The 25,273-nt window shown below is 60.4% G+C and carries 24 protein-coding genes; 14 read left to right on the forward strand and 10 right to left on the reverse strand.

The window, feature by feature from the left end:
• Nucleotides 1-31 precede the first annotated feature (31 nt).
• On the forward strand, nucleotides 32-1,054 hold the full coding sequence (locus CKW21_RS17375) for an LLM class oxidoreductase (RefSeq protein ID WP_095195180.1): 1,023 nt from the start codon (nucleotides 32-34) through the stop codon (nucleotides 1,052-1,054).
• A 30-nt stretch (nucleotides 1,055-1,084) separates the two neighbouring features.
• Here CKW21_RS17375 and CKW21_RS17380 read toward each other — a convergent pair whose 3' ends face one another.
• The gene (locus tag CKW21_RS17380; RefSeq protein WP_095195181.1) at nucleotides 1,085-2,263 is read right to left on the reverse strand and encodes a GGDEF domain-containing protein; all 1,179 of its coding nucleotides are present in this window, start codon (nucleotides 2,261-2,263) and stop codon (nucleotides 1,085-1,087) included.
• 181 nt (nucleotides 2,264-2,444) lie between these two features.
• On the opposite strand from CKW21_RS17380, the gene CKW21_RS17385 reads away from it, so the two are divergent.
• A complete protein-coding gene (locus tag CKW21_RS17385) occupies nucleotides 2,445-4,649 on the forward strand; it encodes an OsmC domain/YcaO domain-containing protein (RefSeq protein ID WP_095195182.1) in 2,205 nt (734 codons plus the stop codon).
• A gap of 115 nt (nucleotides 4,650-4,764) precedes the next feature.
• On the opposite strand, the gene CKW21_RS17390 is transcribed toward CKW21_RS17385, so the two are convergent.
• Complete coding sequence (locus tag CKW21_RS17390; protein WP_095195183.1) at nucleotides 4,765-6,102, reverse strand: MFS transporter; 1,338 nt, start codon at nucleotides 6,100-6,102, stop codon at nucleotides 4,765-4,767.
• A gap of 254 nt (nucleotides 6,103-6,356) precedes the next feature.
• Here CKW21_RS17390 and CKW21_RS17395 point away from each other — a divergent pair, with 254 nt between their 5' ends.
• Nucleotides 6,357-7,283 (forward strand): Gfo/Idh/MocA family protein, encoded by a 927-nt coding sequence (locus CKW21_RS17395; RefSeq protein ID WP_095195184.1) that lies wholly within the window; start codon nucleotides 6,357-6,359, stop codon nucleotides 7,281-7,283.
• Nucleotides 7,284-7,303: 20 nt separating this feature from the next.
• On the opposite strand, the gene CKW21_RS17400 is transcribed toward CKW21_RS17395, so the two are convergent.
• Together CKW21_RS17400 and CKW21_RS17405 are read right to left on the reverse strand one after the other, a co-directional pair.
• Nucleotides 7,304-7,522, reverse strand: a complete 219-nt coding sequence (locus tag CKW21_RS17400; protein WP_095195185.1) for a DUF4287 domain-containing protein — start codon at nucleotides 7,520-7,522, stop codon at nucleotides 7,304-7,306.
• A 132-nt stretch (nucleotides 7,523-7,654) separates the two neighbouring features.
• Entirely contained in the window at nucleotides 7,655-8,080 is a 426-nt protein-coding gene (locus CKW21_RS17405; protein WP_095195186.1) for a DUF2871 family protein, read from the reverse strand.
• Between the two features lie 165 nt (nucleotides 8,081-8,245).
• Between CKW21_RS17405 and CKW21_RS17410 the strand changes: the two genes are divergently transcribed.
• A complete protein-coding gene (locus CKW21_RS17410) occupies nucleotides 8,246-8,905 on the forward strand; it encodes a TetR/AcrR family transcriptional regulator (protein ID WP_095195187.1) in 660 nt (219 codons plus the stop codon).
• Between the two features lie 7 nt (nucleotides 8,906-8,912).
• Here CKW21_RS17410 and CKW21_RS17415 read toward each other — a convergent pair whose 3' ends face one another.
• Nucleotides 8,913-9,830: a LysR family transcriptional regulator gene (locus CKW21_RS17415; RefSeq protein ID WP_095195188.1), complete on the reverse strand. Its 918-nt coding sequence runs from the start codon at nucleotides 9,828-9,830 to the stop codon at nucleotides 8,913-8,915.
• Between the two features lie 121 nt (nucleotides 9,831-9,951).
• Here CKW21_RS17415 and CKW21_RS17420 point away from each other — a divergent pair, with 121 nt between their 5' ends.
• Together CKW21_RS17420 and CKW21_RS17425 are read left to right on the forward strand one after the other, a co-directional pair.
• On the forward strand, nucleotides 9,952-10,695 hold the full coding sequence (locus CKW21_RS17420; RefSeq protein ID WP_095195189.1) for an SDR family oxidoreductase: 744 nt from the start codon (nucleotides 9,952-9,954) through the stop codon (nucleotides 10,693-10,695).
• Between the two features lie 259 nt (nucleotides 10,696-10,954).
• Nucleotides 10,955-11,347 carry a GFA family protein gene (locus CKW21_RS17425; protein WP_095195190.1) on the forward strand — a complete coding sequence of 131 codons (393 nt, stop codon included), beginning with the start codon at nucleotides 10,955-10,957 and terminating at the stop codon, nucleotides 11,345-11,347.
• A gap of 57 nt (nucleotides 11,348-11,404) precedes the next feature.
• Here the strand turns inward: CKW21_RS17425 and CKW21_RS17430 are convergent, their stop codons facing one another.
• From CKW21_RS17430 to CKW21_RS17445, 4 genes are all read right to left on the reverse strand, one after another.
• Nucleotides 11,405-12,583 carry a PLP-dependent aspartate aminotransferase family protein gene (locus CKW21_RS17430; RefSeq protein ID WP_095195191.1) on the reverse strand — a complete coding sequence of 393 codons (1,179 nt, stop codon included), beginning with the start codon at nucleotides 12,581-12,583 and terminating at the stop codon, nucleotides 11,405-11,407.
• A complete protein-coding gene (locus CKW21_RS17435) occupies nucleotides 12,580-13,956 on the reverse strand; it encodes a pyridoxal-phosphate dependent enzyme (RefSeq protein ID WP_095195192.1) in 1,377 nt (458 codons plus the stop codon). The genes CKW21_RS17430 and CKW21_RS17435 overlap by 4 nt, the downstream gene beginning before the upstream one ends.
• A 313-nt stretch (nucleotides 13,957-14,269) precedes the next feature.
• A complete protein-coding gene (locus CKW21_RS17440; RefSeq protein WP_095195193.1) occupies nucleotides 14,270-14,554 on the reverse strand; it encodes a hypothetical protein in 285 nt (94 codons plus the stop codon).
• Between the two features lie 85 nt (nucleotides 14,555-14,639).
• The gene (locus tag CKW21_RS17445) at nucleotides 14,640-15,332 is read right to left on the reverse strand and encodes a glutathione S-transferase family protein (protein WP_095195194.1); all 693 of its coding nucleotides are present in this window, start codon (nucleotides 15,330-15,332) and stop codon (nucleotides 14,640-14,642) included.
• A gap of 557 nt (nucleotides 15,333-15,889) precedes the next feature.
• On the opposite strand from CKW21_RS17445, the gene CKW21_RS17450 reads away from it, so the two are divergent.
• Complete coding sequence (locus tag CKW21_RS17450; protein ID WP_095195195.1) at nucleotides 15,890-17,215, forward strand: OprD family porin; 1,326 nt, start codon at nucleotides 15,890-15,892, stop codon at nucleotides 17,213-17,215.
• Nucleotides 17,216-17,395: 180 nt separating this feature from the next.
• Here the strand turns inward: CKW21_RS17450 and CKW21_RS17455 are convergent, their stop codons facing one another.
• Nucleotides 17,396-19,099 (reverse strand): sigma-54-dependent Fis family transcriptional regulator, encoded by a 1,704-nt coding sequence (locus tag CKW21_RS17455; protein ID WP_095195196.1) that lies wholly within the window; start codon nucleotides 19,097-19,099, stop codon nucleotides 17,396-17,398.
• Between the two features lie 384 nt (nucleotides 19,100-19,483).
• Between CKW21_RS17455 and CKW21_RS17460 the strand changes: the two genes are divergently transcribed.
• The 7 genes from CKW21_RS17460 (at nucleotide 19,484) to CKW21_RS17490 (ending at nucleotide 25,217) form a co-directional block, all read left to right on the forward strand.
• A complete protein-coding gene (locus CKW21_RS17460; RefSeq protein ID WP_095195197.1) occupies nucleotides 19,484-19,738 on the forward strand; it encodes a phenol hydroxylase subunit in 255 nt (84 codons plus the stop codon).
• Between the two features lie 42 nt (nucleotides 19,739-19,780).
• The gene (locus tag CKW21_RS17465; protein ID WP_095195198.1) at nucleotides 19,781-20,776 is read left to right on the forward strand and encodes an aromatic/alkene monooxygenase hydroxylase subunit beta; all 996 of its coding nucleotides are present in this window, start codon (nucleotides 19,781-19,783) and stop codon (nucleotides 20,774-20,776) included.
• Nucleotides 20,773-21,045, forward strand: a complete 273-nt coding sequence (locus CKW21_RS17470) for an MmoB/DmpM family protein (RefSeq protein ID WP_095195199.1) — start codon at nucleotides 20,773-20,775, stop codon at nucleotides 21,043-21,045. The genes CKW21_RS17465 and CKW21_RS17470 overlap by 4 nt, the downstream gene beginning before the upstream one ends.
• Before the next feature lie 47 nt (nucleotides 21,046-21,092).
• Nucleotides 21,093-22,604, forward strand: a complete 1,512-nt coding sequence (locus tag CKW21_RS17475) for an aromatic/alkene/methane monooxygenase hydroxylase/oxygenase subunit alpha (protein ID WP_095195200.1) — start codon at nucleotides 21,093-21,095, stop codon at nucleotides 22,602-22,604.
• A 135-nt stretch (nucleotides 22,605-22,739) separates the two neighbouring features.
• The gene (locus CKW21_RS17480; RefSeq protein WP_095195201.1) at nucleotides 22,740-23,099 is read left to right on the forward strand and encodes a phenol hydroxylase subunit P4; all 360 of its coding nucleotides are present in this window, start codon (nucleotides 22,740-22,742) and stop codon (nucleotides 23,097-23,099) included.
• A gap of 10 nt (nucleotides 23,100-23,109) precedes the next feature.
• Nucleotides 23,110-24,171, forward strand: coding sequence for an NADH:ubiquinone reductase (Na(+)-transporting) subunit F (locus tag CKW21_RS17485; RefSeq protein ID WP_095195202.1), 1,062 nt, complete (start codon nucleotides 23,110-23,112; stop codon nucleotides 24,169-24,171).
• Nucleotides 24,172-24,326: 155 nt separating this feature from the next.
• The gene (locus CKW21_RS17490; RefSeq protein WP_095195203.1) at nucleotides 24,327-25,217 is read left to right on the forward strand and encodes a transporter; all 891 of its coding nucleotides are present in this window, start codon (nucleotides 24,327-24,329) and stop codon (nucleotides 25,215-25,217) included.
• The last annotated feature ends 56 nt before the right edge of the window (nucleotides 25,218-25,273 follow it).

A 25,273-nucleotide genomic window follows, 5' to 3' on the forward strand; every position in this document is an offset into this window, starting at 1 on the left:
TCAGTCATCGTCACTCAACGGGACTGCCATCATGACTTTCGCCACACACATTGCGCCGCAAGCCCAACCTGCCATCTTGCCGACCCCTCATCCTTCACTTGAGCGTCATCCTGGTTTTCAACGGTTGTTTCAGCCGCAGGCACTCACTGTCGGGTTGATTTTGCCCCTGGAAACCCATGCCGGCCGACCCGCCCCGACCATGCGTGGTCACGTGGAAATGGCACAGCGCGCCGAAGCGATGGGCTTTGGCGCGCTGTGGATGCGCGACATTCCTTTCTATGATCCAGGTTATGGCGATGTGGCGCAGATCTTCGAGCCACTGGTTTATATCGGGTACCTGGCCGCCGCCACGCGCAGCATCGTCCTGGGAACCACGGGCATCGTACTGCCTACCCGCGAGCCCATGTACCTGGCCAAGCAGGCGACGTCCCTGGATCAACTCAGCGAAGGCCGGCTGGTACTCGGGCTGTCCTCGGGGGATCGATACAGTGACTACCCGATGCTGGGCATTGATTATGAAAGTCGTGGCGATCGCTACCGTGATGCCTTTTCCGTGTTTCGCACCCTGATCGAGCAGAGCTTTCCGCGGTTCCGCTCCGAGCGCTTCGGCGGCTCCCCCGCAGCCCTGGATCTGGTGCCGAAAGCGCCGTACGGACGCGTTCCCTCGATTGCTGTCGGTCAGGCCCAGCAGAGTATCGAATGGTTGGCGCAACACCTTGATGGCTATCTGGCCGGCGTGCAAAGCCCGGAGCGGTTGGCGTCATTGAGTGAGAGCTGGCACGGCCTGGTGCAAGAGGCCGAGGGCCGCAACGCCTTCAAACCGTTGGGGCTGGGCGGGTATCTCGACCTCAGCGACAACCCGGACCAGCCATTCCAGCGCATCCAGGGTGGTTTCCGGGCGGGGCGCAACGGCCTGCGCAATTACCTGGAGCAAGCGCAAGCCGCCGGTGTCTCGCACATTGCGCTCAACCCCAAGGTCAGCCGTCAACCCTATGGCGAAATCCTCGAAGAACTCGGCGAATACGTCCTGCCGCACTTTCCGTCACATGCGTGAAATCGCGGATGGCTGCCTGCAAACAGCCCATCAACCTGCTTGCAGCGGTTCTTGCCTGGCCAGGGTCCGATCGACCAGTCGCATGCTGTCGCGTCCGCCCCGCTTGGATTCATAGAGTGCTGCGTCGCCTTGCTCGATCAAGGCCGCCAGGCTGGCGGGGGGATGGTCGTAGAGGTTGGCGCCGATGCTGAGGGTCACCGCTTCGGGGGTGGCGAATGCCTGAGAGGCGGTGGTATGGAATTGGTCACGCAGGGTGTTGCCCAGTTCCACGACGCGTTCGCTCGAAGCGTGACTGAGCAAGATGACGAACTCGTCACCGCCCAGCCGGGCCGCGAGCGAGTCTTCGGGCAGCAGCGAACGGATCATCTCGCTCAGCGCCACGAGCAGTCGGTCGCCTGCAGTGTGGCCATACAGGTCGTTGACCAGTTTGAAGTTGTCGATGTCGATCAGCAGCAAGGCGCCCGGTCGGACGGTCGAGACTTGCGCCAACAGGCGCGGTGCCCGCACCTCCAGGGCGCGGCGGTTGTACAGGGCGGTCAATGGATCCCGTTCGGCCAGCCGTGAGATGCGTTTCTCCCGCTGATAGCGCTCGGTGCCGGTCATCGACAGGGCGATCAACATGATCGCCATCACGCCCTCGACCAGCGAAATCTGAATGATTTCGCCACGCAAGGAGGCCAGATCGATCAGGGTGCCCGGTACCACTGCCGTCAGTGCCTTGATGACATAGAAAAGGCCGTGGACCAGCATCACATAACGCAGTTGTACCGCCCCCACGCTCAGCGACTTGCCATGGGGGCGCAGCAAAAAGCTGGCCCTGAGCGACAGCAGGGCGACGAGCAGCGAATTGGCCACCAGCATGATCTTCGACCAGGAGGGCTCGTCCGGCAGTAACAGCAGCGCAAGCCACGATACGAAAATCAGGTACCAGGCACGGGACAGGCGCTTTTGGGTGAAGCGCGCAACGCCCAGCAGGAAAAACCAGTGGGCCACCACCAACAGGCCATTGGCGAACCAGATGCCGATCAGCAGAAGACCGCTCATGCGCAGCAAGGCCAGGGTCGAGCCCACGGTAATCGTCGCAAATCCGGCGCTCCAGAACAGCAGCGAAGGTTCACGAATGCTGCGCCACTCGATCGCCAGGTACAGCGCCGCGGCGGCTGCGAGGGCGGTGGAGATTGCCAGCATTGTGGGTGGGTCGAGCGCCATGTCTTTACTGCCTGTCTGATTCTGGGTGAAAAGGCAGGATTGTAGCGTTTGGGCGGCTTTTTCGCTGACGGCGTCGTCGGGCAGCGCCAAACCCCGGGTTTTCGCTGAAAGGACAATACATCCGCTGGAAAACCCGGATAATGACGGCCAATTTGTTAGCTCGCTATTCTGGTAATCCCGCATGGAAATCAAGGTCAACTTTCTCGACAACCTTCGACTTGAAGCCAAGTTCGATGACTTCACCGTGGTGGCCGATCAACCAATCCGCTACAAGGGCGATGGTTCGGCACCGGGTCCATTCGACTACTTTCTGGCTTCGTCGGCCTTGTGTGCGGCGTACTTTGTGAAGTTGTACTGCGAAACCCGCAACATCCCCACGGATAACATTCGCCTGTCGCAGAACAACATTGTTGATCCGGAAAACCGCTACAACCAGATTTTCAAGATCCAGGTCGAGTTGCCGGCGGATATCTCCGACAAGGACCGCCAGGGCATTTTGCGCTCCATCGACCGTTGTACGGTGAAGAAGGTGGTGCAAGCCGGGCCTGAGTTTGTGATCGAGGAAGTGGAAAACCTCGATGCCGATGCCCAGGCGCTGCTGATGCCCCATTCGGTGTCGGAGGCGGGCACTTACATCGTGGGCAAGGATCTGCCGCTGGAGCAGACCATCGCCAACATGTCGGGCATTCTGGCCGGCCTGGGCATGAAGATTGAAATCGCTTCGTGGCGCAATATCGTGCCCAATGTCTGGTCGCTGCATATCCGCGATGCACACTCGCCGATGTGTTTCACCAACGGCAAGGGCGCGACCAAGGAAGCCGCGCTGGCGTCGGCACTGGGCGAATTTATCGAGCGACTCAACTGCAACTTTTTCTACAACGATCAGTTCTGGGGCGAAGAGATCGCCAATGCACCGTTCGTGCATTACCCGGACGAGCGCTGGTTCCAGCCCGGCCGCAAGGATGAATTGCCGGCTGAAATTCTCGACGCGTATTGCCTCAAGATCTACAACCGCGATGGCGAGCTGCGTGGCTCGCATCTGTTCGATACCAACTCGGGTAATGAAGAGCGCGGCATTGTTTCGCTGCCGTTCGTACGCCAGTCGGATGGCGAGGTGGTGTACTTCCCGTCCAACCTGATCGAAAACCTGTACCTGAGCAATGGCATGAGTGCCGGCAACACCTTGGCCGAAGCCCAGGTGCAATGCCTGTCGGAAATCTTCGAGCGCGCGGTGAAACGCGAAATCATCGAAGGTGAATTCGCACTGCCGGATGTGCCGCAGGAAGTGCTGGCGAAGTACCCGGGGATTCTGGCCGGTATTCAGGCACTGGAAGCCCAGGGCTTTCCGGTGCTGGTGAAGGATGCGTCCCTGGGCGGTGAGTTCCCGGTGATGTGCGTCACCTTGATGAACCCGCGCACCGGCGGCGTGTTTGCCTCGTTCGGCGCGCACCCAAGCCTTGAAGTGGCGCTGGAACGCAGCCTGACGGAACTGCTGCAGGGCCGCAGTTTCGAAGGCCTCAATGATTTGCCTCAGCCTACCTTCGAAGGCCATGCGGTCACCGAGCCGAATAACTTCGTCGAGCACTTTATCGACTCCAGCGGTGTGGTGTCGTGGCGCTTCTTCAGCTCCAGGTCGGACTACGAATTTGTGGAGTGGGACTTCTCGGGCCAGGGTGAAAACTCCAACGCCGAGGAAGCCGCGACCTTGTTCGGCATTCTCGAAAACATGGGCAAAGAAGTGTACATGGCGGTGTATGAGCATATCGGCGCAACCGCCTGCCGCATCCTGGTGCCGGACTACTCCGAGATTTATCCGATCGACGATCTGATCTGGGATAACACCAACAAAGCGTTGTTCTTCCGTGCCGATATCCTGAATCTGCATAGCCTGGACGAGACCGGGCTGAAGTCCCTGGTCGAGCGTCTGGTGGAAAGCGAGCTGGATGATTACACCGACATCACCACCTTGATCGGCATCGAATTCGACGACAATACCGCCTGGGGTCAGCTGACGATCCTGGAGCTGAAGCTGTTGATCTGGCTCGCCTTGCAGCAATACGAAGAGGCGAAAGAGGCGGTGGAGATGTTCCTGCAGTACAACGACAACACGGTCGAGCGCGGGCTGTTTTACCAGGCCGTGAATGGGGTGTTGGAGATGGAGCTGGACGAGGATCTGGAACTGGCGGACTACGAAGCCAATTTCCGCCGCATGTTCGGCAACGAACGTATGGATGCCGCGATCGGTTCGGTGAACGGCAGCGTGCGTTTCTTCGGCTTGACGCCGACAAGCATGAAACTGGAGGGGCTCGACAGGCACCTGCGCCTGATCGACAGCTACAAAAAACTGCACATGGCACGGGCCAATGTGGCGGCTTTATCCCGTTGAAACAGCGCCAACAAAAAAAGCACCTCAGGTGCTTTTTTTGTTTTTGGCGGCCGGTCTTTTGTCTTGATTCATCCGCAGGCCGAGTCGGTCGACCCACCGCAACTCATGATTTCTTTCAGGCCACGGCGTTCACGCTTGCTGCTTTTTCTTGCGTCGGGATGTCGTGCAGGGAAATCCTTGAGGTTTCCGGCAATGCCAGGCCACCTGCCAGCGCCAGCAACGCGATGGCGATCAGATAGAACGCCGGCGACAGGTTGCTGCCGGTGGTGCTGATCAGCCAGGTCGCCACCAGCGGCGCGGTGCCGCCGAAGAGGGTGTAGGCCATGTTGTAGGTGATGGCGGACGCGGTGTACCGAGTCCGGGTGGGGAAAGTTTCCGAGAGCAAGGCCGCAGTCACCACGCCACACAACACGGCGCCAATCGCCAGGAGCATAACGCCGACGATGGAAGCTGCGAACGAGCCGGAACTGGCCATCAGGAACGATGGATACACGGCCACGATCAACAGCGCGCAAGCGGTCATCACCGTCATTCGACGCCCCACCCGGTCCGAATACAGGCCTGCCAATGGACAAATCGCGGCGGCAAACAGCAAGGCAATCAGCGACACCAGTAATGCCGAGGCTCGACTCAGACCGCCAGCCACTTGCAGGTAGGTGGCAAAATAGGTAGTGAACATATAGAACGACAGCGCCGTCAGTGACACAAAAGCGCCCAGGCAACAAATAGCCGCACCATGGTTGCGCAAGGTTTCCTTGAGCGGAGAGTGTGCGACGGCATGTTCCTGAGTGACCGCCTGGAATGCCGGGGTCTCATCCAGCTTCCAGCGCAGGTAAAGGCCGACCAGTCCCAGTGGCGCAGCAATCAGGAACGGCAGGCGCCAGCCCCAGCTGCCCATCGCTTCGGTTGATAATGACGCCTCGAGGGCGTAGGCCACCACGGCTGCCGCGGCGAAGGCGGAAAATGTCGACACTGGAATGAAACTGCCATACCAGGCGCGTTTATCATTTGGAGCATGCTCCATAAGGTAGGCACAGGCACCTGCGTATTCTCCACCGGCGGAAAAGCCTTGAGCGCAACGGATCAGGGATAGCAGGATCGGGGCCGTGACGCCGATGGCGGCGTAAGTCGGCAAAAGGCCGATCAAGGTCGTGGCACCGGCCATCAGCAGAATCGTCATCGCGAGGGTTCGTTTGCGGCCGATCCGGTCACCCAGCATGCCAAAGAAAATCCCGCCAAGAGGCCGGAACGCGAAGGCTACGGCGAACACCGCAAAAGTTTTGAGCAAGGCGGCACTGGGATCACCGCTGGGGAAAAATTGTTGGGCGATGGTCGTGGCCAAAAAGCCATAGACGGCGAAGTCGAACCACTCGACGAAATTACCGATGGCGGCCGCGACAATCACTTTTTTCAGGGTGTTCGGGCTGACCTGCTGTGCCGTTGCGCTCGTCATGCTGGACCTCGACATTCCGTGTGTGAGATTTCGATTATCGGGCCTGTCTCTGAAACGGTTCACTTCAAAAGTGTCATCCGCATAGTCAGTACCGACTCATGTCATTGAATCAAAGCATGATCCGCGCCAAGCCGATCGCAGCACTCGTGCTCACGTACCCGATCGAACGTGAGCACGTAAGCAATGACTTCCCCGCGATACAAACGTAATCTGGCCGGGCGCTTTCCAATACAAGAAAAAAACAGGAGTCATTGATGCAACCGATCCGTCTCGGTCTGGTGGGCTACGGCAAAATTGCCCGGGATCAACACGTTCCAGCGATCAATGCCAACCCGGCGTTCCAGTTGGTGTCTGTCGCCACGCAAGGGCCGCCCTGCGCCGCGGTGGCGAACTTTCATTCCCTGGGCGAGCTGCTCGAAAATGGCCCGCACGTCGATGCGATTGCGTTTTGCACACCACCGCAAGGACGTTTTGCCCTGGTGCAACAGGCGCTGGCTGCTGGCAAACACGTGTTGGTAGAAAAACCGCCCTGCGCCACGTTGGGTGAAGCCATGGCGTTGGTGACACAGGCTGAGGTGCAAGGCGTCAGTGGTTTGTTCGCCTGGCATTCACGCTACGCTCCCGGCATCGAAGCCGCCCGGGACTGGTTGGCCACCCGCACCCCGCGAAGCGTACAGATCGACTGGAAGGAAGACGTGCGCAAGTGGCACCCCGGCCAGGCATGGATCTGGCAACCTGGCGGCCTGGGCGTCTTCGATCCCGGCATCAATGCCTTATCGATTGCGACCCATCTGCTGAAACTGCCGCTGTTTGTCGAGTCTGCCGAGCTGCGAGTGCCCGGCAACTGCCAGTCGCCGATTGCCGCTTCCGTTAAAATGTCTGACGCGCACCACCTTGATGTCCGCGCGGAGTTCGATTTCGACCACGGTCATGAGGAGCTCTGGAGCATCGAGATACGCTGCGCCGAAGGCATCCTGCGACTGGACAACGGGGGCGCACTGTTGAGTATTGACGGCGTGCACCAAGCCGTGTCGAACGAGGGCGAGTACGCGGCGGTCTATCGACATTTTCAACAGTTGATTGGCAACAAGGCCAGCGACCTGGACCTCCAGCCACTACGACTGGTGGCCGACAGCTTTTTTGTCGGCAGTCGGACGCCGGTTGAGCCGTTCTACGATTAGTGGCGGCCGGGCCATGCATGTCAGGCGCTTTTGGCACCCGCCAAATGGTACGCCACCAAAGCATTGGCATGACCATGGCCCATGCCGTGCTCGGTTTTGAGCAAGGCCACCATTTCCATATGCTTCTTGCCACTGACGGTGTTGAGTAAATTCAGCCAGTGGGAAATGGGCTGCCCGTACTTTTTCTCAATCGAGGGAAAGTACGACGCTGGCCCTTTTACTTTCTGCTCTTCGGTCATGCTGCAATCTCCATTTTTGCTTCGAAAGCAGTATAGGCAAGGTTAGCCATTTGCCATTCCTGGGACCACTCAACAGCTTAAGGGCCCAGGATGGGCAACCTGTTGCTCAGTGCCGAGCACATGCAGGACGCATCATGACAGGCGTGACTCCCGTGTCGCGCTGCCCAGGTATCCGGCGGTTGCACCGATGCGCGAGAACACCAGCCATACAAAAAGCAGCACACTGCAACCAATGAGAATCGAGGCGATGGCAATCAAGGGTTCCACTGACGGGAAGCCCTTGAGGCGCAGCGTCAGTGCACCGAGCATTACCGGGACGCCGACGTTGTACATCCAGAATTGTGCGGCAGCTGCGCGCCCTTCGGTGATGGACGGGTGCACTGCGCAGATGAGTCCGAACAGGGCCATCGACACCCATCCCAATAGATTGATATGGGCATGTACCGCGAAGAGCGAGTGGTCGCCGGAAGCGCCCATCGCCACACCCAGCAGCACGCCAATGGCAAAGTAGAGGGCAGCGAGCCGAAACCAGGTCCGCGAACGGGGATTGTGATTCATGGCATTCACCTCATGCGCCCTGAGGCGCGCTCAGTTGCTGAAAAATGATGTGAAGTCGTCAAGCCCGGCGCGGTGGTTGTGCCGGGTTTGCCACATGTCTATCATGAGACTCAAGTTCTATCGTGAGACTTAAGTCTCATTACAAGACGGAGTATCATTTATTCCATGTGCAGCCAGAAGTCAATCCCGTCGGACCTGAACGGCGATTCCCAAGGTCGCGCCAACCAGCGCAACCGAACGCGCCAGGCGCTTATCGAGGCCGCCGTCGAACTGCGCGACGAGGGCCTTAACCCTACCGTTGCCCAAGTGGCCGAACGCGCGAGGGTGTCGCGCGCCACGGCGTATCGCTACTTTCCCTCGCCTGAGGCGTTGATCAGCGAGACGGCGGCCGATCGTGACATGCAGCCGTTGGAGCGTTTCTGGAGGCCGGGAGACGATCCGGTAAAGGGCATTGGCCTGGCGGCGAACGCCTTGAACACACTGTTGATCGACGACGAGATCGGCCTGCATGTGATGGAGCGTTCGTTCATGACGGTGTGGCTCGAAAACGAGTCCCGCGAGGCACCCCTGCGGCCCGGGCGACGCATGAGCTACATTGAGCCGATCGTCGATTCGCTGAAGGATGAACTCACACCCCGGGCGCGCAAACGCCTGAAGCAGGCGCTGTCGATCGTCATGGGCACCGAGGCGCTGATCGCCGTGCGCGACATCAGTGGCGCGAGTGTCGAAGAGTCACTCGACGCCACGGCCTGGGCGGCCCGGGCGCTGGTCCGTCAGGCGCTGGCGGAGAATGAGCCGGCGCGGCGCAAGCGCGGCAAGTCGTAGCGCTCGTTCAGCGTTTGCTCTGCGGGAAGATGTCCGGATTGGAGAAGCTGTTGACCAAATGGTCGTACACCAGCCTGACCCGGGGCGCCACCGGCCCTGACTGCGGGCGATACATGATCAGTTCGGTCGGTGCCGGAGCATCCTGTTGCATGACCTCGACCAGCCGGCCTTCAGATAAATACGGCTGCGCCAGATAGCTGGGCATTTGCCCGAAGGCGAGCCCCGCCAGAACAATCTCACGCTCGGTTTCGGGATCGTCGCAAGTAAAGGCCGGGGACACGGGCAGGAACGCCTGTCCCTCGGCCAGCACCCACGGCCAGGGGCGGCCGTTGTTGCGATCCATCAGCATCGACAGGGGCAGGCGTTTCAATTCCTCGATGCTGCCGGGGTGTTGAACGGCGTCGAGGAGTGATGGGGTCGCCACGATTTTCAAGTCGACACGGGCAACCGTTCTGGCGATGTAGCGCCGATCCCGTACGGCACCGATACGAATGCCGATGTCTATTTTGCTGGCCACCGCGTCGGTGAGCTGATCATCAAGGCTCAAGTCGATGCTCAGGCCGGGGTTTTCGCGCATCAGCGGTTTCAGGTATTCGATCACATACAGCTTGCCGATGGCGTGGGGAGCCGTGATGCCGACGCGGCCGGCAATGCCTTTTTCCTCGTGTTTGCTGTTGGCGAGAAACAACTGATCGACACGCTCCAGGGTTTCCCGCGCCTGGAGGGCCAGTTCGGCGCCAAACGCGGTCACGTGGACCTGTCGGGTGCTGCGATGGAACAACGGCTCGCCGAACGTGCGTTCCAGCTCCTTGATTGCCCGGGTCACAGTCTGTGGAGAGGTGCCGAGACGAATGGCGGCATCGCGAAAGGTCAGCGACTGCGTCGCCACCGAAAAGATGCGAATCAGCTCCATGCGATTGAGCATTGCCGTCAACTCCTGTTCCAGAAAGTGGAATTCTCAAATCCGAACTCTTCCATTTTCTGATAGATAAAACCAGCGCAGACTGAATCCATCAACCCAGGCAAGCCTCAACAGGAGCGCGAACATGAGTACAAACATCCAGGGCAAAGTGGTCGTCATCACCGGTGCAAGCAGCGGTCTGGGCGAAGCAACGGCTCGTCATCTGGCAGCACTCGGCGCACAGGTGGTGCTTGGCGCTCGTCGCCAGGATCGTCTGGACGCGATTGTCCGGGAAATCACCGCCGCTGGCGGACAGGCGATTGCCCATCCCATCGACGTCACCCGCCAAGAGGACTTGACCGCGCTGGTCGCCAAGGCCGTCGAAGCGTTCGGTCGCATAGATGTCATGATCAACAACGCAGGTCTGATGGCGATCTCGCCAATCGCGGAGCGGCGTGTCGATGAGTGGGATCGCATGATCGACATCAACATCAAGGGCGTGCTGTATGGCATCGCGGCAGCGTTACCGCTGTTCGAGAAACAGGCCAGCGGGCACTTCATCAACATTTCCTCGGTCGCCGGCATCAAGGTGTTCAGCCCCGGTGGATCGGTCTACAGCGGCACCAAATTCGCCGTACGTGCCATTTCCGAGGGCCTGCGTCACGAAGTGGGCGGCAATATCCGCACGACCACTATCGAGCCGGGCGCGGTCGATTCCGAACTCAAGTTCGGCAGCGGCCACCAGCCAAGCGCCGAGGTGGTGGGCGAGTTCTACAAGAAGGCCATCCCCGCGGCTTCGGTTGCACGGGCCATTGCCTACGCGATCGAACAGCCGGCGGATGTCGACATCAACGAGATCGTCCTGCGTCCTGCTTCGCAAGACTTCTGATCGTTGCCTTGCACCGTTTGCGCCTTTGCCGAAAGGCCAGGGCGCTTTGGGTTATTCAATGGCGCACGTTGCGTTTTTCTCCGGCCACGACTTGCCGTTCTCATGCGGTTTACCGACAGTGAAACCTTGGCAATTATCAAACGGCTGGTTTTACTATCGATCATTGGCCGATCGCGAAACGGTCGAGCCATTGCTCTCGGCCAACTGACGGACTTCGTTGTCAAACTTTGCGACCCGTCGTGCGAAGAGGAGATGCACCATGGAACGATTCACCGGCGGTTGCCTGTGCGGCAATGTGCGGATCGTGGCGTCGGGACGCCCGTACCGGGTCGGTCTTTGTCATTGTCTCGACTGCCGCAAGCACCATGGGGCACTGTTTCACGCCTCCGCGATTTTCCCTGAGAATGCGGTGACCATCGACGGTGAAACCCGGGACTACGCCGGGCGGTTTTTCTGTCCGCGCTGCGGCTCATCGGTGTTCAATCGCACCGACGATGAAATCGAAGTGAACCTGGGGGCCCTCGATGCGCCCGACCAACTGACGCCCACCTACGAAAGCTGGACCGTACGCCGCGAAGCGTGGTTGCCGGCGTTTCCCTTCGACAGGCATTACGAGCGCGATCGCGAGTCCACGGGGCGTCTTGAGGAATAACCCGCCGCCGTGCCCCATCGGCACGGCGGCGGACCTTCGCGGCCTGTCCTTGAACCGTCAGATCCGCGCCAGCGCCTGAGCCAGATCCGCCCGCAGGTCTTCGACATCCTCGACCCCCACGGACAGCCGTACCAGTGCATCGCCGATACCCAGTTGTGCACGGGTGTCGGCGGGGATGGTGGCGTGGGTCATGATGGCCGGGTGTTCGATCAGACTTTCGACGCCACCCAGGCTCTCGGCGAGGGCGAAGATCTGCACGTTTTCCAGAAAACGTTTTGAGCCGGCAAGGTCGGTGTTCAGGTCCAGTGAGATCATCCCGCCGAAGCCGCGCATTTGCTGACGCGCCAGTTCGTGCTGCGGGTGCGAGGGCAGGCCCGGGTAGTAGACGCGCGCCACCTGTGGCTGACGTTCCAGCCATTGCGCCAGTTCCAGCGCGTTGCTGCAGTGGCGTTCCATGCGCAGCGCCAGGGTCTTCACGCCGCGCAGGGTGAGGAAGGCGTCGAACGGCCCGGCGATGGCGCCTACCGCGTTTTGCAGGAAGCCCAGGCGCTCGGCCAGTTCGGCGTTCTGGCCGACCACGGCGATGCCGCCGATCACGTCGGAGTGGCCGTTGAGGTACTTGGTCGTCGAGTGCAGCACGATGTCGAAACCCAGCTCCAGCGGGCGCTGGATCCAGGGGCTGGCAAAGGTGTTGTCGGCCACGCAGATGATGCCGCGGTCACGGCAGGTGCGGGCGATGGCGGCGAGGTCGGTGAGGCGTAGCAGGGGGTTGCTCGGCGTCTCGACCATCACCATGCGCGTGTCGTCCTGCAACGCCGCTTCGAAGGCGCCCGGCTTGGTCAGGTCGACGTAGCTGAAACGGTGTCCGGCGCTGCGCTGGCGCACCTTGTCGAACAGGCGGAACGTGCCGCCGTACAGATCATTGCCGGAGACGATGTGCGAGCCGGCATCAAGCAGTTCGAGCACGCCGGAGATCGTCGCCAGCCCCGAGGCGAAAGCGAAACCCCGGGTGCCACCTTCGAGATCCGCCACACAGCGTTCCAGCGCAAAGCGTGTCGGGTTATGCGAGCGCCCGTAGTCGAAGCCCTTGTGTACGCCGGGACTTTCTTGCAGATAGGTGGAGTTGGCGTAGATCGGCGGCATCAGCGCCCCCGTGGTCGGGTCTGGCGTCTGTCCTGCGTGGATCACCCGGGTGGCGAAGCCGCGGGGTGCGGCGTTTTTATCGTGCTGACTCATGCAAGGGTTCTCCGTAAGTGATTGAGCATGTCGACCCGGGTAATCAGGCCATGAAAGCCCGAAGCATCGGCGATGATCGCCACCAGCCCGCGGTCGATGACAGCTTCCAGTTCCGCGCGGGTGGCGTCGGGAAGAAGAGTTTGCAGTTTGTCGGTCATGACGCTGTTGACGGTTTTGCGAAAGAGCGACGCGTCTTCGTGCACCCCCAGTAAAATGTCGGACTCGTCGATCACACCGACCAGTTGCTTGCCGCCGACTAGCACCGGCAGTTGCGAAACATCCGCCAGGCGCATGCGCTGGAAAGCGGTGAGCAGGGTGTCGTCCGGGCTTACGCTGATCACCCGGCCATCCTCGAAACGTCGGGCGATCAGGTCGCGCAGGTCACCGTAGCGCTTGCTCGGCAACAGGCCCTGATCGTTCATCCACTGGTCGTTGTAGACCTTCGACAGGTAACGGGTGCCGGTGTCGCAGACGAAGCTGACCACCCGTTTCGGTTCGGTTTGCTCGCGGCAATAACGCAGCGCCGCCGCCAGCAAGGTGCCGGTCGACGAACCGCCGAGAATGCCTTCGGCGCGCAGCAGTTGGCGGGCGTGATCGAAGCTTTCCTCGTCGCTGATGGAGTAGGCGTGGCGCACGCTGGACAGGTCGGCAATCGACGGAATGAAGTCTTCGCCAATGCCTTCCACGGCCCAGGAGCCGGGCGTGCCGAGGGTGCCGCTGCGGCTGTACTCGGCCATCACCGAACCGACCGGGTCGGCCAGCACCATCTCCAGGTTCGGCTGCACGCGGTTGAAGAACCGGGTCAGGCCGGTCAAGGTGCCGGCCGAGCCGACGCCGACGACAATCGCGTCGACATCATGCTGGGTTTGCGCCCAGATCTCCGGCGCGGTGCTGCATTCATGGGCCAGCGGGTTGGCCGGGTTGTTGAACTGATCGGCGAAGAAGGCGTCGGGAATTTCCGCGGCCAACCGTCCGGCAACGTCCTGGTAGTAATCGGGGTGGCCCTTGCCGACATCGGAGCGGGTGATGTGCACCTCGGCGCCCATGGCCTTCAGGTGCAGGACTTTCTCGGTGGACATCTTGTCCGGTACCACCAGCACCACCCGGTAGCCTTTGGCCCGGCCGACCAGCGCCAGGCCCAGGCCGGTGTTGCCGGCGGTCGCTTCGACAATGGTGCCGCCGGGCTTGAGGCGGCCGTCGCGCTCGGCGGCGTCGATCATCGCCAGGCCGATGCGGTCCTTGATCGAACCGCCGGGGTTTTGTGATTCAAGCTTGAGAAACAGAGTACAGGGACCGGTATCGAAACGGCTGACACGCACCAGCGGCGTGTTGCCGATCAGTTCGAGCACGGCAGGGCGGGAGTCGTTCGGCATGTCGTCACCTCGCTGCTTGGATCCTCGGTGGGTTGCCATCAACCGTCGGCGAGTCATCGCACGGGTTACGGCAATAACGCTTCGTCTGGACCATAGGCCGGGATCGTCACACGCGCAACCGGCCCGGCGAAACTACACCCGATATTGGGTAATTTCCCTGTGATGGGTTGGCTTTATGGGGAAGGATCTTCGCTGGACGGGCGCATACCTGTGGGAGCGAGCCTGCTCGCGAAAGCGGTGAATCAGTCGACAACATTGTTGCCTGACACTCCGACTTCGCGAGCGGGCTCGCTCCCACAAGAGCGAGGAGGCGTTAGAGCGTGGCCATGATCATGGCCAGATTGATCTGTTGCATCAGCTCGGTGACGGTGGTCAGGCTCCCGGCTTGCAGGGTAGCCATGATCATTGCCTGGTTCGGCGTCAGGGCCAGGGCCGCCAGGGGCTGGATATCCGGCATGACCCGTTCCGCAAGGCCGATGGCGGTGAAAGTGGCTGACGTAACCAGCGCCGCCGCGGCTGCCGCGCATACCGCGACCATGACGATCACGATGGCTGCCAGTGCAGCCGTCAGTACCGTCAGCGTTGCTTGCCCCGCCATGCGCACCTCCACAGTCGATTGCGCCGCAGGGATGCACACCCACATTCCCCGGCGACATCAGCCAAAGCAAGGCGCGGGCCAACTGTCAGGAATCTTCGTTGGCCTGGTACAACGGTTGGCGGAACCGCTCCGGTATAGCCTCGGCAAACGGGTAGTAAGAAAACCACGGCCTGGCTTCGTCGATGACTCGCTGGATCGAGGGTCGTTGTGTCAAACGCTCGAAATACTCGCCAAGGTATCGGCAGTCGTCGGGGAAGGGCACGAGGGTGCTGGCATAGAACAGGGCCGGGGCCGCGGAGCAATCGGCCAGGCTGAAGTCCGGGCTGGCCACCCAGGTTCGGGCGTGCAACTGGAGCTCGAGCATGCCGTAGGCGGTCAACAGGGTGGCACGTTGTTTCGTCAGGTCGCCCTGGGTGGCGTACAAACGATCGGCGACGATCTGTTGCAGCGGCCCCTGGACGTAGTGGTCAAAAAAACGATCCCACAGCCGTACCTGCAAGGCAGTGTCCCAATCGTCGGGAATCAGCTGATGCAGGCCGGCATACAACTGGTCCAGATATTCGATGATGACACTCGATTCCGGCACGTTGCGTTGGCGGTCGTGGTCGCGGATCACCGGGAATTTCCCAATCGGCCAGAGGGCTTCGAGCTCCGCGCGGTCGGATGCGCTGGACAGGTCGATGATGCGTTTTTCGAATTCGATACCGTGTTCGTAGAGCGCGATCAGGACTTTGTGGCAGAACGATGAGAGGGGGTGGTAGTACAGAGTCAGGGGCATCTTGCTGCTCCTCGGTACGGGGGTGGGATGCAGTATTGACCATCGCTCGCGTGGACGCGATGTCGGTTTGTCCTGTGGAAGTTGAATGAAAACCTGTGGGGTGGATTTTCATTTGCTCCGGCCATTCGTACCTCTGCGCGACAAGCCTTGTCCCTGCACGAAAACTACTTTCATCTTGTTTGATAAATGGTTCTTGAAATGATTTAAGAGTTTCACAAATTTTAGCGTGATGCTTTCAGGGGATGGGGGTGGAAGGTGTACATATCCGTTTCAGACCCGTTTGCGATCCCATTGTGGGAGCGAGCCTGCTCGCGAAGGCGGTGTGACAGTCAAGTAATCTTCGACTGAAACTCCGTCTTCGCGAGCAGGCTCGCTCCCACAGGGGATCGCGGACAAACCTGTAATCAGGTCGGCTGTCAGGCCGCCTCGCTTTGGCTTTTCCAGCCGCTAGAAAACAAAAAAAACATAACACCCATGTTCACCCATCGGGCGCGGGATCTTGCGCGCCCGAATTAGCAACGAAATACCCAAATAACGATAAGAAACAGGAGCCCCGTATGTTCAACCGAGCAATCCCCACCGCCATCCTGCTGGCCACAGGCTCCCTGTGCGCCCAGGCTGCCGACAACAACACTCATGGCTTTCTCGAAGACAGCAAAGCCACCCTGTCGATGCGCACCTTGTATTTCAACAGCGACAACCGCGACGGCACGGCAGCCCCTTCGAAAACCGAAGAAACCGCCCAGGGTTTCGTGCTGCGCTACGAATCCGGTTTCACCCAGGGCACGGTCGGTTTCGGCCTCGATGCCCAGGCGTTGCTGGGGGTGACGCTCGACAGCGGCAAGGGGCGCCACGTCGGCAGCGGGATGATCCCGTCTGATGGCGACGACGCAGCGGACACCTGGAGCAGTTTCGGCCCGACCGCGAAAATGCGCCTCGGCAAAACCGAGTTGCGCTACGGCACACTGCTGCCAAAACTGCCGATCCTGATCTCCAACGATGCCCGTGTGTTGCCGCAATCGTTCACCGGCACCCAGATCACCTCCAAAGACATCGATGGCCTGACCCTGACCAGCGGCTTGCTGGAACAGGCGGTGGGGCGTGCCTCGACCGATCGCACCGGGCTGTCGGTCGCCGGTGCTACCCGGGACAGCAACAAGTTCTACTTCGCCGGTGGCGACTACGAGGTCACCAAGACCCTCAAGGCCCAGTACTACTTCGCGCAGCTGGAGGATTTCTACAACCAGAACTTCTTCGGCCTGACTCACCTGCTGCCGATTGACAGCGCCAGTTCGATCACCACCGACCTGCGCTACTTCCGCACCACCTCGAGCGGGGCCAACAGTTCGGCCGCGGGCCGGGCGCAAGGCTATCGGGTGTCGGGTTACACCGAAAACAACGACGGTGAAATCGACAACAACACCTGGGCTGCGATGATCACTTATGCCAATGGCGGCCACGCGGTGGCGCTGGGGTATCAACAGGTAGGCGATGGCAGCAACTTCGTCCAGCCCAACCAGGGCAGTCTGCCGGACAAAGGCGCCGGTGGCGGCAGCGTCTACCTGCCCACCGACCGCATGATCCAGAGCTTCACCCGCGCGGGCGAACAGACCCGTTTCGGCCAGTACACCTACGACTTCGCGGCGCTGGGCGTACCGGGGCTGAAAGCGTCGATCGTGTATCTGAAGGGTACCGGCATCAAGACGCAGGACGCCGGGGACCAATCCGAGTGGGAGCGCGACATGACCCTGGACTACGTGATTCAGTCGGGCACGTTCAAGAACGTCGGCTTCTCGTTGCGCAATGGCCAGTCGAACACCGATGCCGGTCGTGATGTTGATCAGAGCCGCTTCATCGTCAACTACGCGATCCCGTTGTTGTAACCCCAACGGTTGAACTGTAGGAGCGAGCTTGCTCGCGAAAAAGACAGGGGCGCCACTGCGCATCCGGTTTTACGCGTTATCGTTCACGATCATCGCGAGCGAGCTCGCTCCTACAGGGAGAGAGGAGCGATAGCCGGCATGCGTCTATGATTATTACCGGCCACGCTATTGCCCAAATGATCAATCCTTGGAAGCGGGTGTTTCCGCAGGCGATTTTTTCAGGCGGTAGGCCAGTGCCGGACGCGTCATGCCCAGCAAACGCGCCGCTTCCGAGACGTTTTGCTGGCTACGCTCCATGGCCGCGTGAATCAGTGCGTCTTCCACCGAGTCCAGTGCGATACCGCTGTCGATGATCTTGTCGACCCAGTCCTGGCTGCACGACGGAGCCGTCTTGACCAGCCGCCCGTCACTGGCCAGGCCAATGCTTTCGGCCAGTTGCGGCGAATGCGGGAAGAGGGCGTCGACGGTGATGCTCTGGTTCTCGTCAGTGATGATCACGCCGCGTTCCATCAGGTTTTCCAACTCGCGAATGTTGCCGGGCCAGTCATGGTTCAGGCACACCTGAAGGGCTCGGTCAGACAAGCCCAGGGTCTTTTTTCGGTAGCTGGCGTGGAGTTTTTCAAGGAAGTGTTCGATCAACAGCGGGATGTCTTCGCGACGATCGCGCAAGGCCGGGATACGCACCGGGAATACGTTCAGGCGATAGAACAGATCGGCGCGGAAACGCCCTTGCCTGACCGCTTCTTCGAGGTCCTCGTGGGTCGCGGTGATGACCCGCACGTCGACCTTGCGGGTCTGTGAGTCACCGACCCGTTCCAGTTCCTGCTCCTGCAACACGCGCAGCAACGTGGCTTGCGCGCGCGGGGTCAATTCGACGATTTCATCGAGAAACAGCGTGCCGCCATTGGCCCGCTCGAAACGGCCCATGCGCGACTGTTGGGCGCCGGTGTAGGCGCCTTTTTCCACGCCGAACAATTCAGCCTCGATCAGGTCCGGCGGGATGGCGGCGCAGTTCAGTGCGATGAACGGCCCACCGGCGCGTTCACTGCGCAAATGCAGGCTGCGGGCGATGACTTCCTTGCCGACACCGGTCTCACCCAGCAGCAACACCGACGCCTTGCCCAGGGCCACCTTGTCGATCAGCGCGCAGGTGCGGCGGTAGATCGCCGACTGGCCGATGCCGTAGAACTTGCCGGCCTCGATCTGCAGGCGCTGGCGCATGTTCGCCACTTGCACCTGCAGCGCTTGCAGTTCATCGATGATCGGGTCGCTCTGGAAGTAACGCATGATCTCTTCGGCATCCTCCCATTGCTCGGCCGGCTTACCGATGATCCGGCAATGGGCATCGCCGCAACCGCGGCAGGTGACCTCCTTGTAGATGATTTGCCGGCCGACGAAAAACGAGCTGTAGCTGATGGCGTAACCGAGCAGCATCCAGCACACCGGCTGGTCGGAGTGAAGGTTTTCGGTCTGGCAATTTTCCACTTCGAAGGAATCCTGCCACTCGATCTCGGCGTAGAACTGACCGTTGGCCAGATCGATGTCGATGGTCTGCGGGATGACATTGACCATGCCCTTGAGCGAGTGCAGTTGCGGACCGGTGAAGAACATTTCCAGGTCGCTGCCCTGGGGCCGCAACTTGCGCGCCAGCTCGGCGTCCTTGAGCCCGGACTGATAGCCCAGGCGCAGGAAAAATCCCTTGGCGCGCTCGACGCCGAGCATCTCGATCAGCTCGCGCCTGCACGACGCCATCATCGAAACCTGGATCAACAGCATGCGTTGCTCGTTCAGCCAGATCTTGCCCTCGCTTCCGTGAAAGCGAACCTGGTCGCTCAGGTCCTTGAGTGACGGCGGATGTTGGGAAGCCTTGTACGTGGTGATCATTCAGTGCGCCCCTGGGGTTGTAGTTATTGGGGTGGTGACGCGTTCCGCTCAGGCCATGGCGGTTTTTTTTACGCATCGTAGCGGCCCGTTTTTTTTAGGCAAGGCAAGGTCGCTTTTTCTTTTTCTAAGCGGCCTGAAAGCGAGTGAAAAGTCAATCGCCGCGTGATTGATTCATTTGCTCGAAAGCGCTGGAGACGATTGAGCAAATGATCAATTTGCCGGTTCACGGGAGGGGTTCTTCACAGGGGAGTGATTGTTCGCGTGCTTCGAAAGTGAGTAGTAACTATCTGTTTTATAACGAATAAAAAATCAATTTCAGACGATTTTCCCGCACTGGCACCCTTGTTGCTCCGTACCCCGAACATAACAAGGGAGTACCCGAGCATGAGCCAACCTGGCAGCACTTTCGATCAGATGCCGCGCTACATCCGCGTACGCAGCGGGCCTGATGACACCTTCGTCGAATTCGATTTCGCCATCGGTTTTCCCGACCTGTTTGTCGAGCTGGTGCTGCCGCGTCAGGCATTCCGTCAGTTCTGCGAAAACAACCGCGTGCAGCACATGGATGCGCAGATGTCCGAGGCCCTCGACGCCGATGCGCGCAAGTGGCGCTACGGCGAAACCCGCGACGCTGACTAGCCACCCATTGCCAAAAAAACAATAACCACAGGAGTCCACTCCATGAGTGTCGAGATCAAGACGACCACCGTCGAGACGATCCGCAATACCTTCAGCCACACCCGTCGCCGGTTTGGCGACAAGGTCGCCAGTCGTTATCAGGAAGCCAGTTTCGACCTGGAATCGGCGACCAATTTCCACTACCGGCCGCTGTGGCAGCCGGACAAGCTGCTCAACGATGCCACCCGCACCGCGGTGGTCATGGCCGACTGGTATGCCGTCAGTGACCCGCGCCAGTACTATTACGGCGCTTACGTCCAGGCCCGGGCCAAGATGCAGGAAAACGCCGAGCACGATTACGCCTTCTGCGAAAAACGCGACATGCTCGCCGGCCTGTCCAGCGCCAACATCCAGCTGATCAGCAAGCTGCTGTTGCCCCTGCGGCACGCCGAAATGGGCGCGAACATGAACAACAGCAACATCGCCGCCGATGGCTTCGGTACCAGCGTGACGCAGATGCACATGTTCCAGGCCATGGATCGCCTGGGCATCGCCCAGTACCTGTCGCGGATCGGCCTGATGCTCGATGACGGCGACGTCCTGCTGCTGGCCCAGGCCAAGCAGCAGTGGCTCAACGATCCGGCGTGGCAGGGCATGCGCCGCTACGTCGAGGACACCCTGGTGGTGCGTGACTGGTTCGAATTGACCGTGGCGCAGAACCTGATCAGCGATGGCCTGGTTTACCCGTTGCTGTTCCACAAACTCGACGAACAACTGACGGCCAATGGCGCCGGGCAGGTCGGCATGCTCACCGAGTTCATGCGCCTGTGGTTCGCCGAAAGCCAGCGCTGGGTCGATGCGCTGCTCAAGACGGTGATCAACGAAAGCCCGGCCAACAAGGACCTGGTCCAGGGCTGGGTCGATCACTGGAGCCAGCGTTCGGTTAATGCACTGCAACCGCTGGCCGGGCTAGGTCTCGATGAGTCGGCGCTGGATGGCGTCTGCACCGAGTTCAGCGCTCGCCTGAAAAAGCTCGGCCTCACAGGAGCCCGCCCATGACTTCCCTGGTTTACATGAACCTGCAGGACACCGACTACGCACGCTCGATCGTCGACGCCATCGTGCAGGACAACCCCCATGCCCAGATCCAGCACCAGCCTTCGATGATCCGCATCGAGGCCGAGGGCCGCCTGGACATTCGGCGCGACACGGTGGAACAGCTCACCGGCAGCCCCTGGGATATCCAGGAAATGCTGATGTACGTGATCACCCTCGGCGGCAACGTCGTGGAAGAGGACGACAGCTTTTCCCTGTACTGGAACAGCTGATCACGCCTGTAGCCACTGATCCATAACAAGAATTCGGGAGCGCCATCATGGCCGTGAAAAAACGCCTCAATGCCAAAGAAAAATACCGCTGCATGACCCGTGACCTGGACTGGGAGCCGAGCTACCAGACTCATGAGGACATCTACCCTCACGAGCGTTTCGAGGGGATCAAGATCACCGATTGGGACAAGTGGGAAGACCCGTTCCGCCTGACCATGGACACCTATTGGAAATACCAGGCCGAGAAAGAGAAAAAACTCTACGCGATCTTCGATGCGTTCTCGCAGAACAACGGCCATACCACGCTCTCGGACGCCCGTTATGTCAACGCGCTGAAGCTGTTTCTGTCCGGTGTCACGCCGCTGGAGTACCAGGCCTACCAAGGCTTCGCCCGGGTCGGCCGGCAGTTCAGCGGCGCCGGTGCGCGGATCGCCTGCCAGATGCAGGCCATCGACGAACTGCGCCATGTGCAGACCCAGATCCACGCCATGAGTCACTACAACAAACACTTCAACGGCCTGCATGATTTTGCCCACATGCACGACCGTGTGTGGTTTCTCTCGGTGCCCAAGTCGTTCTTCGAAGATGCGCGTACCGCTGGCCCGTTCGAATTCCTCACGGCGATTTCGTTTTCGTTCGAGTACGTGCTGACCAACCTGTTGTTCGTGCCCTTCATGTCCGGCGCGGCATTCAACGGCGACATGGCCACGGTCACCTTCGGTTTCTCCGCGCAGTCCGATGAAGCCCGGCACATGACCCTGGGCCTGGAGGTGATCAAATTCCTGCTGGAGCAGCACGAAGACAACGTGCCGATCATCCAGCGCTGGATCGACAAGTGGTTCTGGCGCGGTTACCGCCTGCTGACGCTGGTGGGGATGATGATGGACTACATGCTGCCCAACAAAGTCATGTCCTGGTCCGAAGCCTGGGGTGTGTATTTCGAAGAGGCCGGCGGTGCGCTGTTCAAGGACCTGGAACGCTACGGCATCCGTCCGCCCAAGCATGTCGAAGAGGCGAACATCGGCAAGGACCACGTCAGCCATCAGGCCTGGTCGATCTTTTACCAGTACAGCCAGGCGACCAATTTCCACACCTGGATGCCGACTGACGAAGAGCTGGATTGGCTGTCCTCCAAATATCCAGACACCTTCGACAAGATCTACCGCCCACGCTTCGAGCACTGGCGGGCGCTGCAAGAGAAGGGCGAGCGCTTCTACAACCCGACTCTGCCGATGCTTTGCCAGATCTGCCAGATCCCGCTGGCGTTCGGCGAACCGAATGACCCGACCACTCTCAGCCATCGCAGCGCCGAACACGAAGGCGAGCGCTATCACTTCTGCTCCCAGGGCTGCTGCGACATCTTCGAATACGAGCCGACCAAGTACATCCAGGCCTGGTTGCCGGTGCACCAGATCCTGCAGGGCAATTGCGGTGGCGGCGACGTGGAGTCGGTGGTACGCGACTACTACAACATCAACCCCGGCCAGGACAACTTCGAATACCTGGGCTCGACCGAGCATCGACGCTGGCAGGACTGGCACCCGGCCAAGGCCGGCTGACACAACCAAGATCCACTGTGGGAGCGAGCCTGCTCGCGAAGGGGCCATGTCAGTCGACATGTGTGCTGAATGACACACCGCTTTCGCGAGCAGGCTCGCCCCCACATTCAACCTCACAAAAATAAGGAAAAGATCATGCCCGTGACAGCCATCGGCGCCTACAACGCCCAACCCCTGGACCGCCAGGAGAATTTCCACGGCCTGCAACTGGTGTACCTGTGCTGGGAAAAACACCTGATGTTCTGCTCCCCGTTTACCTTTCCGCTGCCACCGGCCATGCCGTTCAGCGACTTCATCGAACAGGTGGTCAAGCCCTCGATTGCCCGGCACCCGGACGCGGCGCGGGTTGATTTCAGCCAGGCGCTGTGGCGCCTCAACGATCGGCCGTTCACCCCCGATAACGCGGCGAGCCTGATCGCCAACGGCATCGACCACAAGAGCCTGCTGCACCTCGACACCCCTGGCTTGCACGGCATAGCCGGCAGCTTCAACTGAGGACACGGCCATGAGTTACCAAGTCACGATCGAACCCACTGGCGAACAGATTGAAGTGGAAGAGGGGCAGACCATCCTCCAGGCCGCATTGCGCCAAGGCGTGTGGCTGCCGTTTGCCTGCGGCCATGGCACTTGCGCCACCTGCAAGGTCCAGGTGCTGGAAGGCGAAGCGGACCTGGGCGCGGCGTCGTCCTTTGCGCTGATGGACATGGAGCGCGATGAGGGCAAAGTGTTGGCGTGCTGTGCGATCCCGCAAAGCGACATGGTGATCGAGGCCGATATCGATGCGGACCCGGATTTCCTCGGGCATCCGGTCGAGGACTATCGCGCGGTGGTCAGCGCGCTGGTGGACCTGTCACCCACCATCAAGGGCGTGCACCTCAAGCTCGACCGGCCGATGGCGTTCCAGGCCGGTCAGTACATTAACCTGCAACTGCCGGGGATCGAAGGCACCCGGGCGTTCTCGCTGGCCAATCCACCGAGCCGTGCCGATGAAGTCGAGCTGCATGTGCGACGGGTCGAAGGCGGGCTGGCCACCGGCAAGATTCACGATGAGTTGAAGGTCGGCGATGCGGTGGACCTGTCCGGACCCTACGGGCAGTTTTTCGTACGCACTTCGCAAGGTGGCGACTTGATTTTCATCGCTGGAGGCTCCGGGTTGTCGAGCCCGCAGTCGATGATCCTCGACCTGCTGGAAGCCGGCGATACCCGCCAGATCGTGCTGTTCCAGGGCGCGCGCAATCGCGCCGAACTGTACAACTGCGAACTGTTCGAGGCACTGGCCCGGGATCACGCCAACTTCACCTATGTGCCGGCGCTCAGCCAGGCGGTCGAGGATCCTGAATGGAGGGGGTTCAAGGGCTATGTGCACGACGCCGCCCGGCATCATTTCGACGGTCGCTTCAGCAACCGCAAGGCCTACCTGTGCGGGCCGCCGGTGATGATCGATTCAGCCATCACCTGCCTGATGCAGGGCCGGCTGTTCGAACGCGACATCTTCATGGAGCGCTTCTACAGCGCCGCCGACGGAGGCGAATCGACCCAGCGTTCGGCACTGTTCAAAAGAATCTGAGTACATACAAACCTGAGACCTACACAGCTTCCCTGTGGGAGCGAGCCTGCTCGCGAAGGGGCCGGCACATCCAACATCAGTGTCGCAGGCCAGTACGCATTCGCGAGCAGGCTCGCTCCCACAGAAGCCAATAACAACAATAAAGGTTGAACTGCATGACTCGCACAACAACAAAACTGATCGTGACCGCTGCACTGACGGCCTTGCCTCTGGCAGCCCACGCCACTGAAGGTGGCGGCACTTCCTACCCGTTGGGTGCGGAAAACTACCTGTCCGGGGCGATGCCGCCACCGGGTTTCTACGGGCAATTGTTCGTCACTCACTATGAGGCCGATAACCTGCGCGGCAACGACGGCCGCAAACTGCCGGTGGATTTTCGCGTACGCGCCAACGCCATCACCCCGCGGCTGATCTGGGTCAGCGACTACACCTTGTTCGGCGCCAGCGTGGCGCTTCACGCGATCGTGCCGCTGGTGGATCTCAAGGTTGAACTCAACGGCCAGTCGCAAAGCAAACAAGGCTTGGGCGATGTGATCTTCGGCCCGGCGCTGGGCTTTCACCACAGCGAAAAGTTCCACAGCATCCTCGCCCTGGACATGATCGCTCCGACCGGTCGCTACGACCGTGGCGACCTGGCCAACACCGGGCGCAATTACTGGGTCATCGAGCCGGTCTACGCCCTGTCGTACATCGACCCGAACGGGCTCAACCTCGATGCCAAGATCATGTATGACTTCAACCGCGAAAACCCGGCGACCGACTACCGCTCGGGGCAGGAATTTCATGTCGACTATGCCGTTGGCTGGGGGCTGGGCAATGGTTGGGTACTGGGCGTCGGCGGCTACTACTATCGACAGGTCACCGACGACCGCCAGAACGGCGAGACAATTGAAAACAACAAGGGGCGCTCGCTGGCCATCGGGCCGTCGATCAAATACACCAGCAAGGCGGGGTGGATTGTCACGGGGAAGTGGGAGCAGGAAACCGGCGTGCGTAACCGGGCGCAGGGCAATGCGTACTGGATGAAGCTGACCGTGCCGTTTTGAGAATGCAGTCCACGACTGTGTGAACACTGCTGAACCTCGTGGGAGCGAGCCTGCTC

The sequence above is a fragment of the Pseudomonas sp. Irchel 3A7 genome (assembly GCF_900187565.1).
GTDB lineage: Bacteria > Pseudomonadota > Gammaproteobacteria > Pseudomonadales > Pseudomonadaceae > Aquipseudomonas.

Coding starts and splice junctions, on each gene's coding strand:
- CKW21_RS17375 (WP_095195180.1), top strand. CDS start 32: ATGACTTTCGCCACACACATTGCGCCGCAAGCCCAACCTGCCATCTTG.
- CKW21_RS17380 (WP_095195181.1), bottom strand. CDS start 2,263: ATGGCGCTCGACCCACCCACAATGCTGGCAATCTCCACCGCCCTCGCA.
- CKW21_RS17385 (WP_095195182.1), top strand. CDS start 2,445: ATGGAAATCAAGGTCAACTTTCTCGACAACCTTCGACTTGAAGCCAAG.
- CKW21_RS17390 (WP_095195183.1), bottom strand. CDS start 6,102: ATGACGAGCGCAACGGCACAGCAGGTCAGCCCGAACACCCTGAAAAAA.
- CKW21_RS17395 (WP_095195184.1), top strand. CDS start 6,357: ATGCAACCGATCCGTCTCGGTCTGGTGGGCTACGGCAAAATTGCCCGG.
- CKW21_RS17400 (WP_095195185.1), bottom strand. CDS start 7,522: ATGACCGAAGAGCAGAAAGTAAAAGGGCCAGCGTCGTACTTTCCCTCG.
- CKW21_RS17405 (WP_095195186.1), bottom strand. CDS start 8,080: ATGAATCACAATCCCCGTTCGCGGACCTGGTTTCGGCTCGCTGCCCTC.
- CKW21_RS17410 (WP_095195187.1), top strand. CDS start 8,246: ATGTGCAGCCAGAAGTCAATCCCGTCGGACCTGAACGGCGATTCCCAA.
- CKW21_RS17415 (WP_095195188.1), bottom strand. CDS start 9,830: ATGCTCAATCGCATGGAGCTGATTCGCATCTTTTCGGTGGCGACGCAG.
- CKW21_RS17420 (WP_095195189.1), top strand. CDS start 9,952: ATGAGTACAAACATCCAGGGCAAAGTGGTCGTCATCACCGGTGCAAGC.
- CKW21_RS17425 (WP_095195190.1), top strand. CDS start 10,955: ATGGAACGATTCACCGGCGGTTGCCTGTGCGGCAATGTGCGGATCGTG.
- CKW21_RS17430 (WP_095195191.1), bottom strand. CDS start 12,583: ATGAGTCAGCACGATAAAAACGCCGCACCCCGCGGCTTCGCCACCCGG.
- CKW21_RS17435 (WP_095195192.1), bottom strand. CDS start 13,956: ATGCCGAACGACTCCCGCCCTGCCGTGCTCGAACTGATCGGCAACACG.
- CKW21_RS17440 (WP_095195193.1), bottom strand. CDS start 14,554: ATGGCGGGGCAAGCAACGCTGACGGTACTGACGGCTGCACTGGCAGCC.
- CKW21_RS17445 (WP_095195194.1), bottom strand. CDS start 15,332: ATGCCCCTGACTCTGTACTACCACCCCCTCTCATCGTTCTGCCACAAA.
- CKW21_RS17450 (WP_095195195.1), top strand. CDS start 15,890: ATGTTCAACCGAGCAATCCCCACCGCCATCCTGCTGGCCACAGGCTCC.
- CKW21_RS17455 (WP_095195196.1), bottom strand. CDS start 19,099: ATGATCACCACGTACAAGGCTTCCCAACATCCGCCGTCACTCAAGGAC.
- CKW21_RS17460 (WP_095195197.1), top strand. CDS start 19,484: ATGAGCCAACCTGGCAGCACTTTCGATCAGATGCCGCGCTACATCCGC.
- CKW21_RS17465 (WP_095195198.1), top strand. CDS start 19,781: ATGAGTGTCGAGATCAAGACGACCACCGTCGAGACGATCCGCAATACC.
- CKW21_RS17470 (WP_095195199.1), top strand. CDS start 20,773: ATGACTTCCCTGGTTTACATGAACCTGCAGGACACCGACTACGCACGC.
- CKW21_RS17475 (WP_095195200.1), top strand. CDS start 21,093: ATGGCCGTGAAAAAACGCCTCAATGCCAAAGAAAAATACCGCTGCATG.
- CKW21_RS17480 (WP_095195201.1), top strand. CDS start 22,740: ATGCCCGTGACAGCCATCGGCGCCTACAACGCCCAACCCCTGGACCGC.
- CKW21_RS17485 (WP_095195202.1), top strand. CDS start 23,110: ATGAGTTACCAAGTCACGATCGAACCCACTGGCGAACAGATTGAAGTG.
- CKW21_RS17490 (WP_095195203.1), top strand. CDS start 24,327: ATGACTCGCACAACAACAAAACTGATCGTGACCGCTGCACTGACGGCC.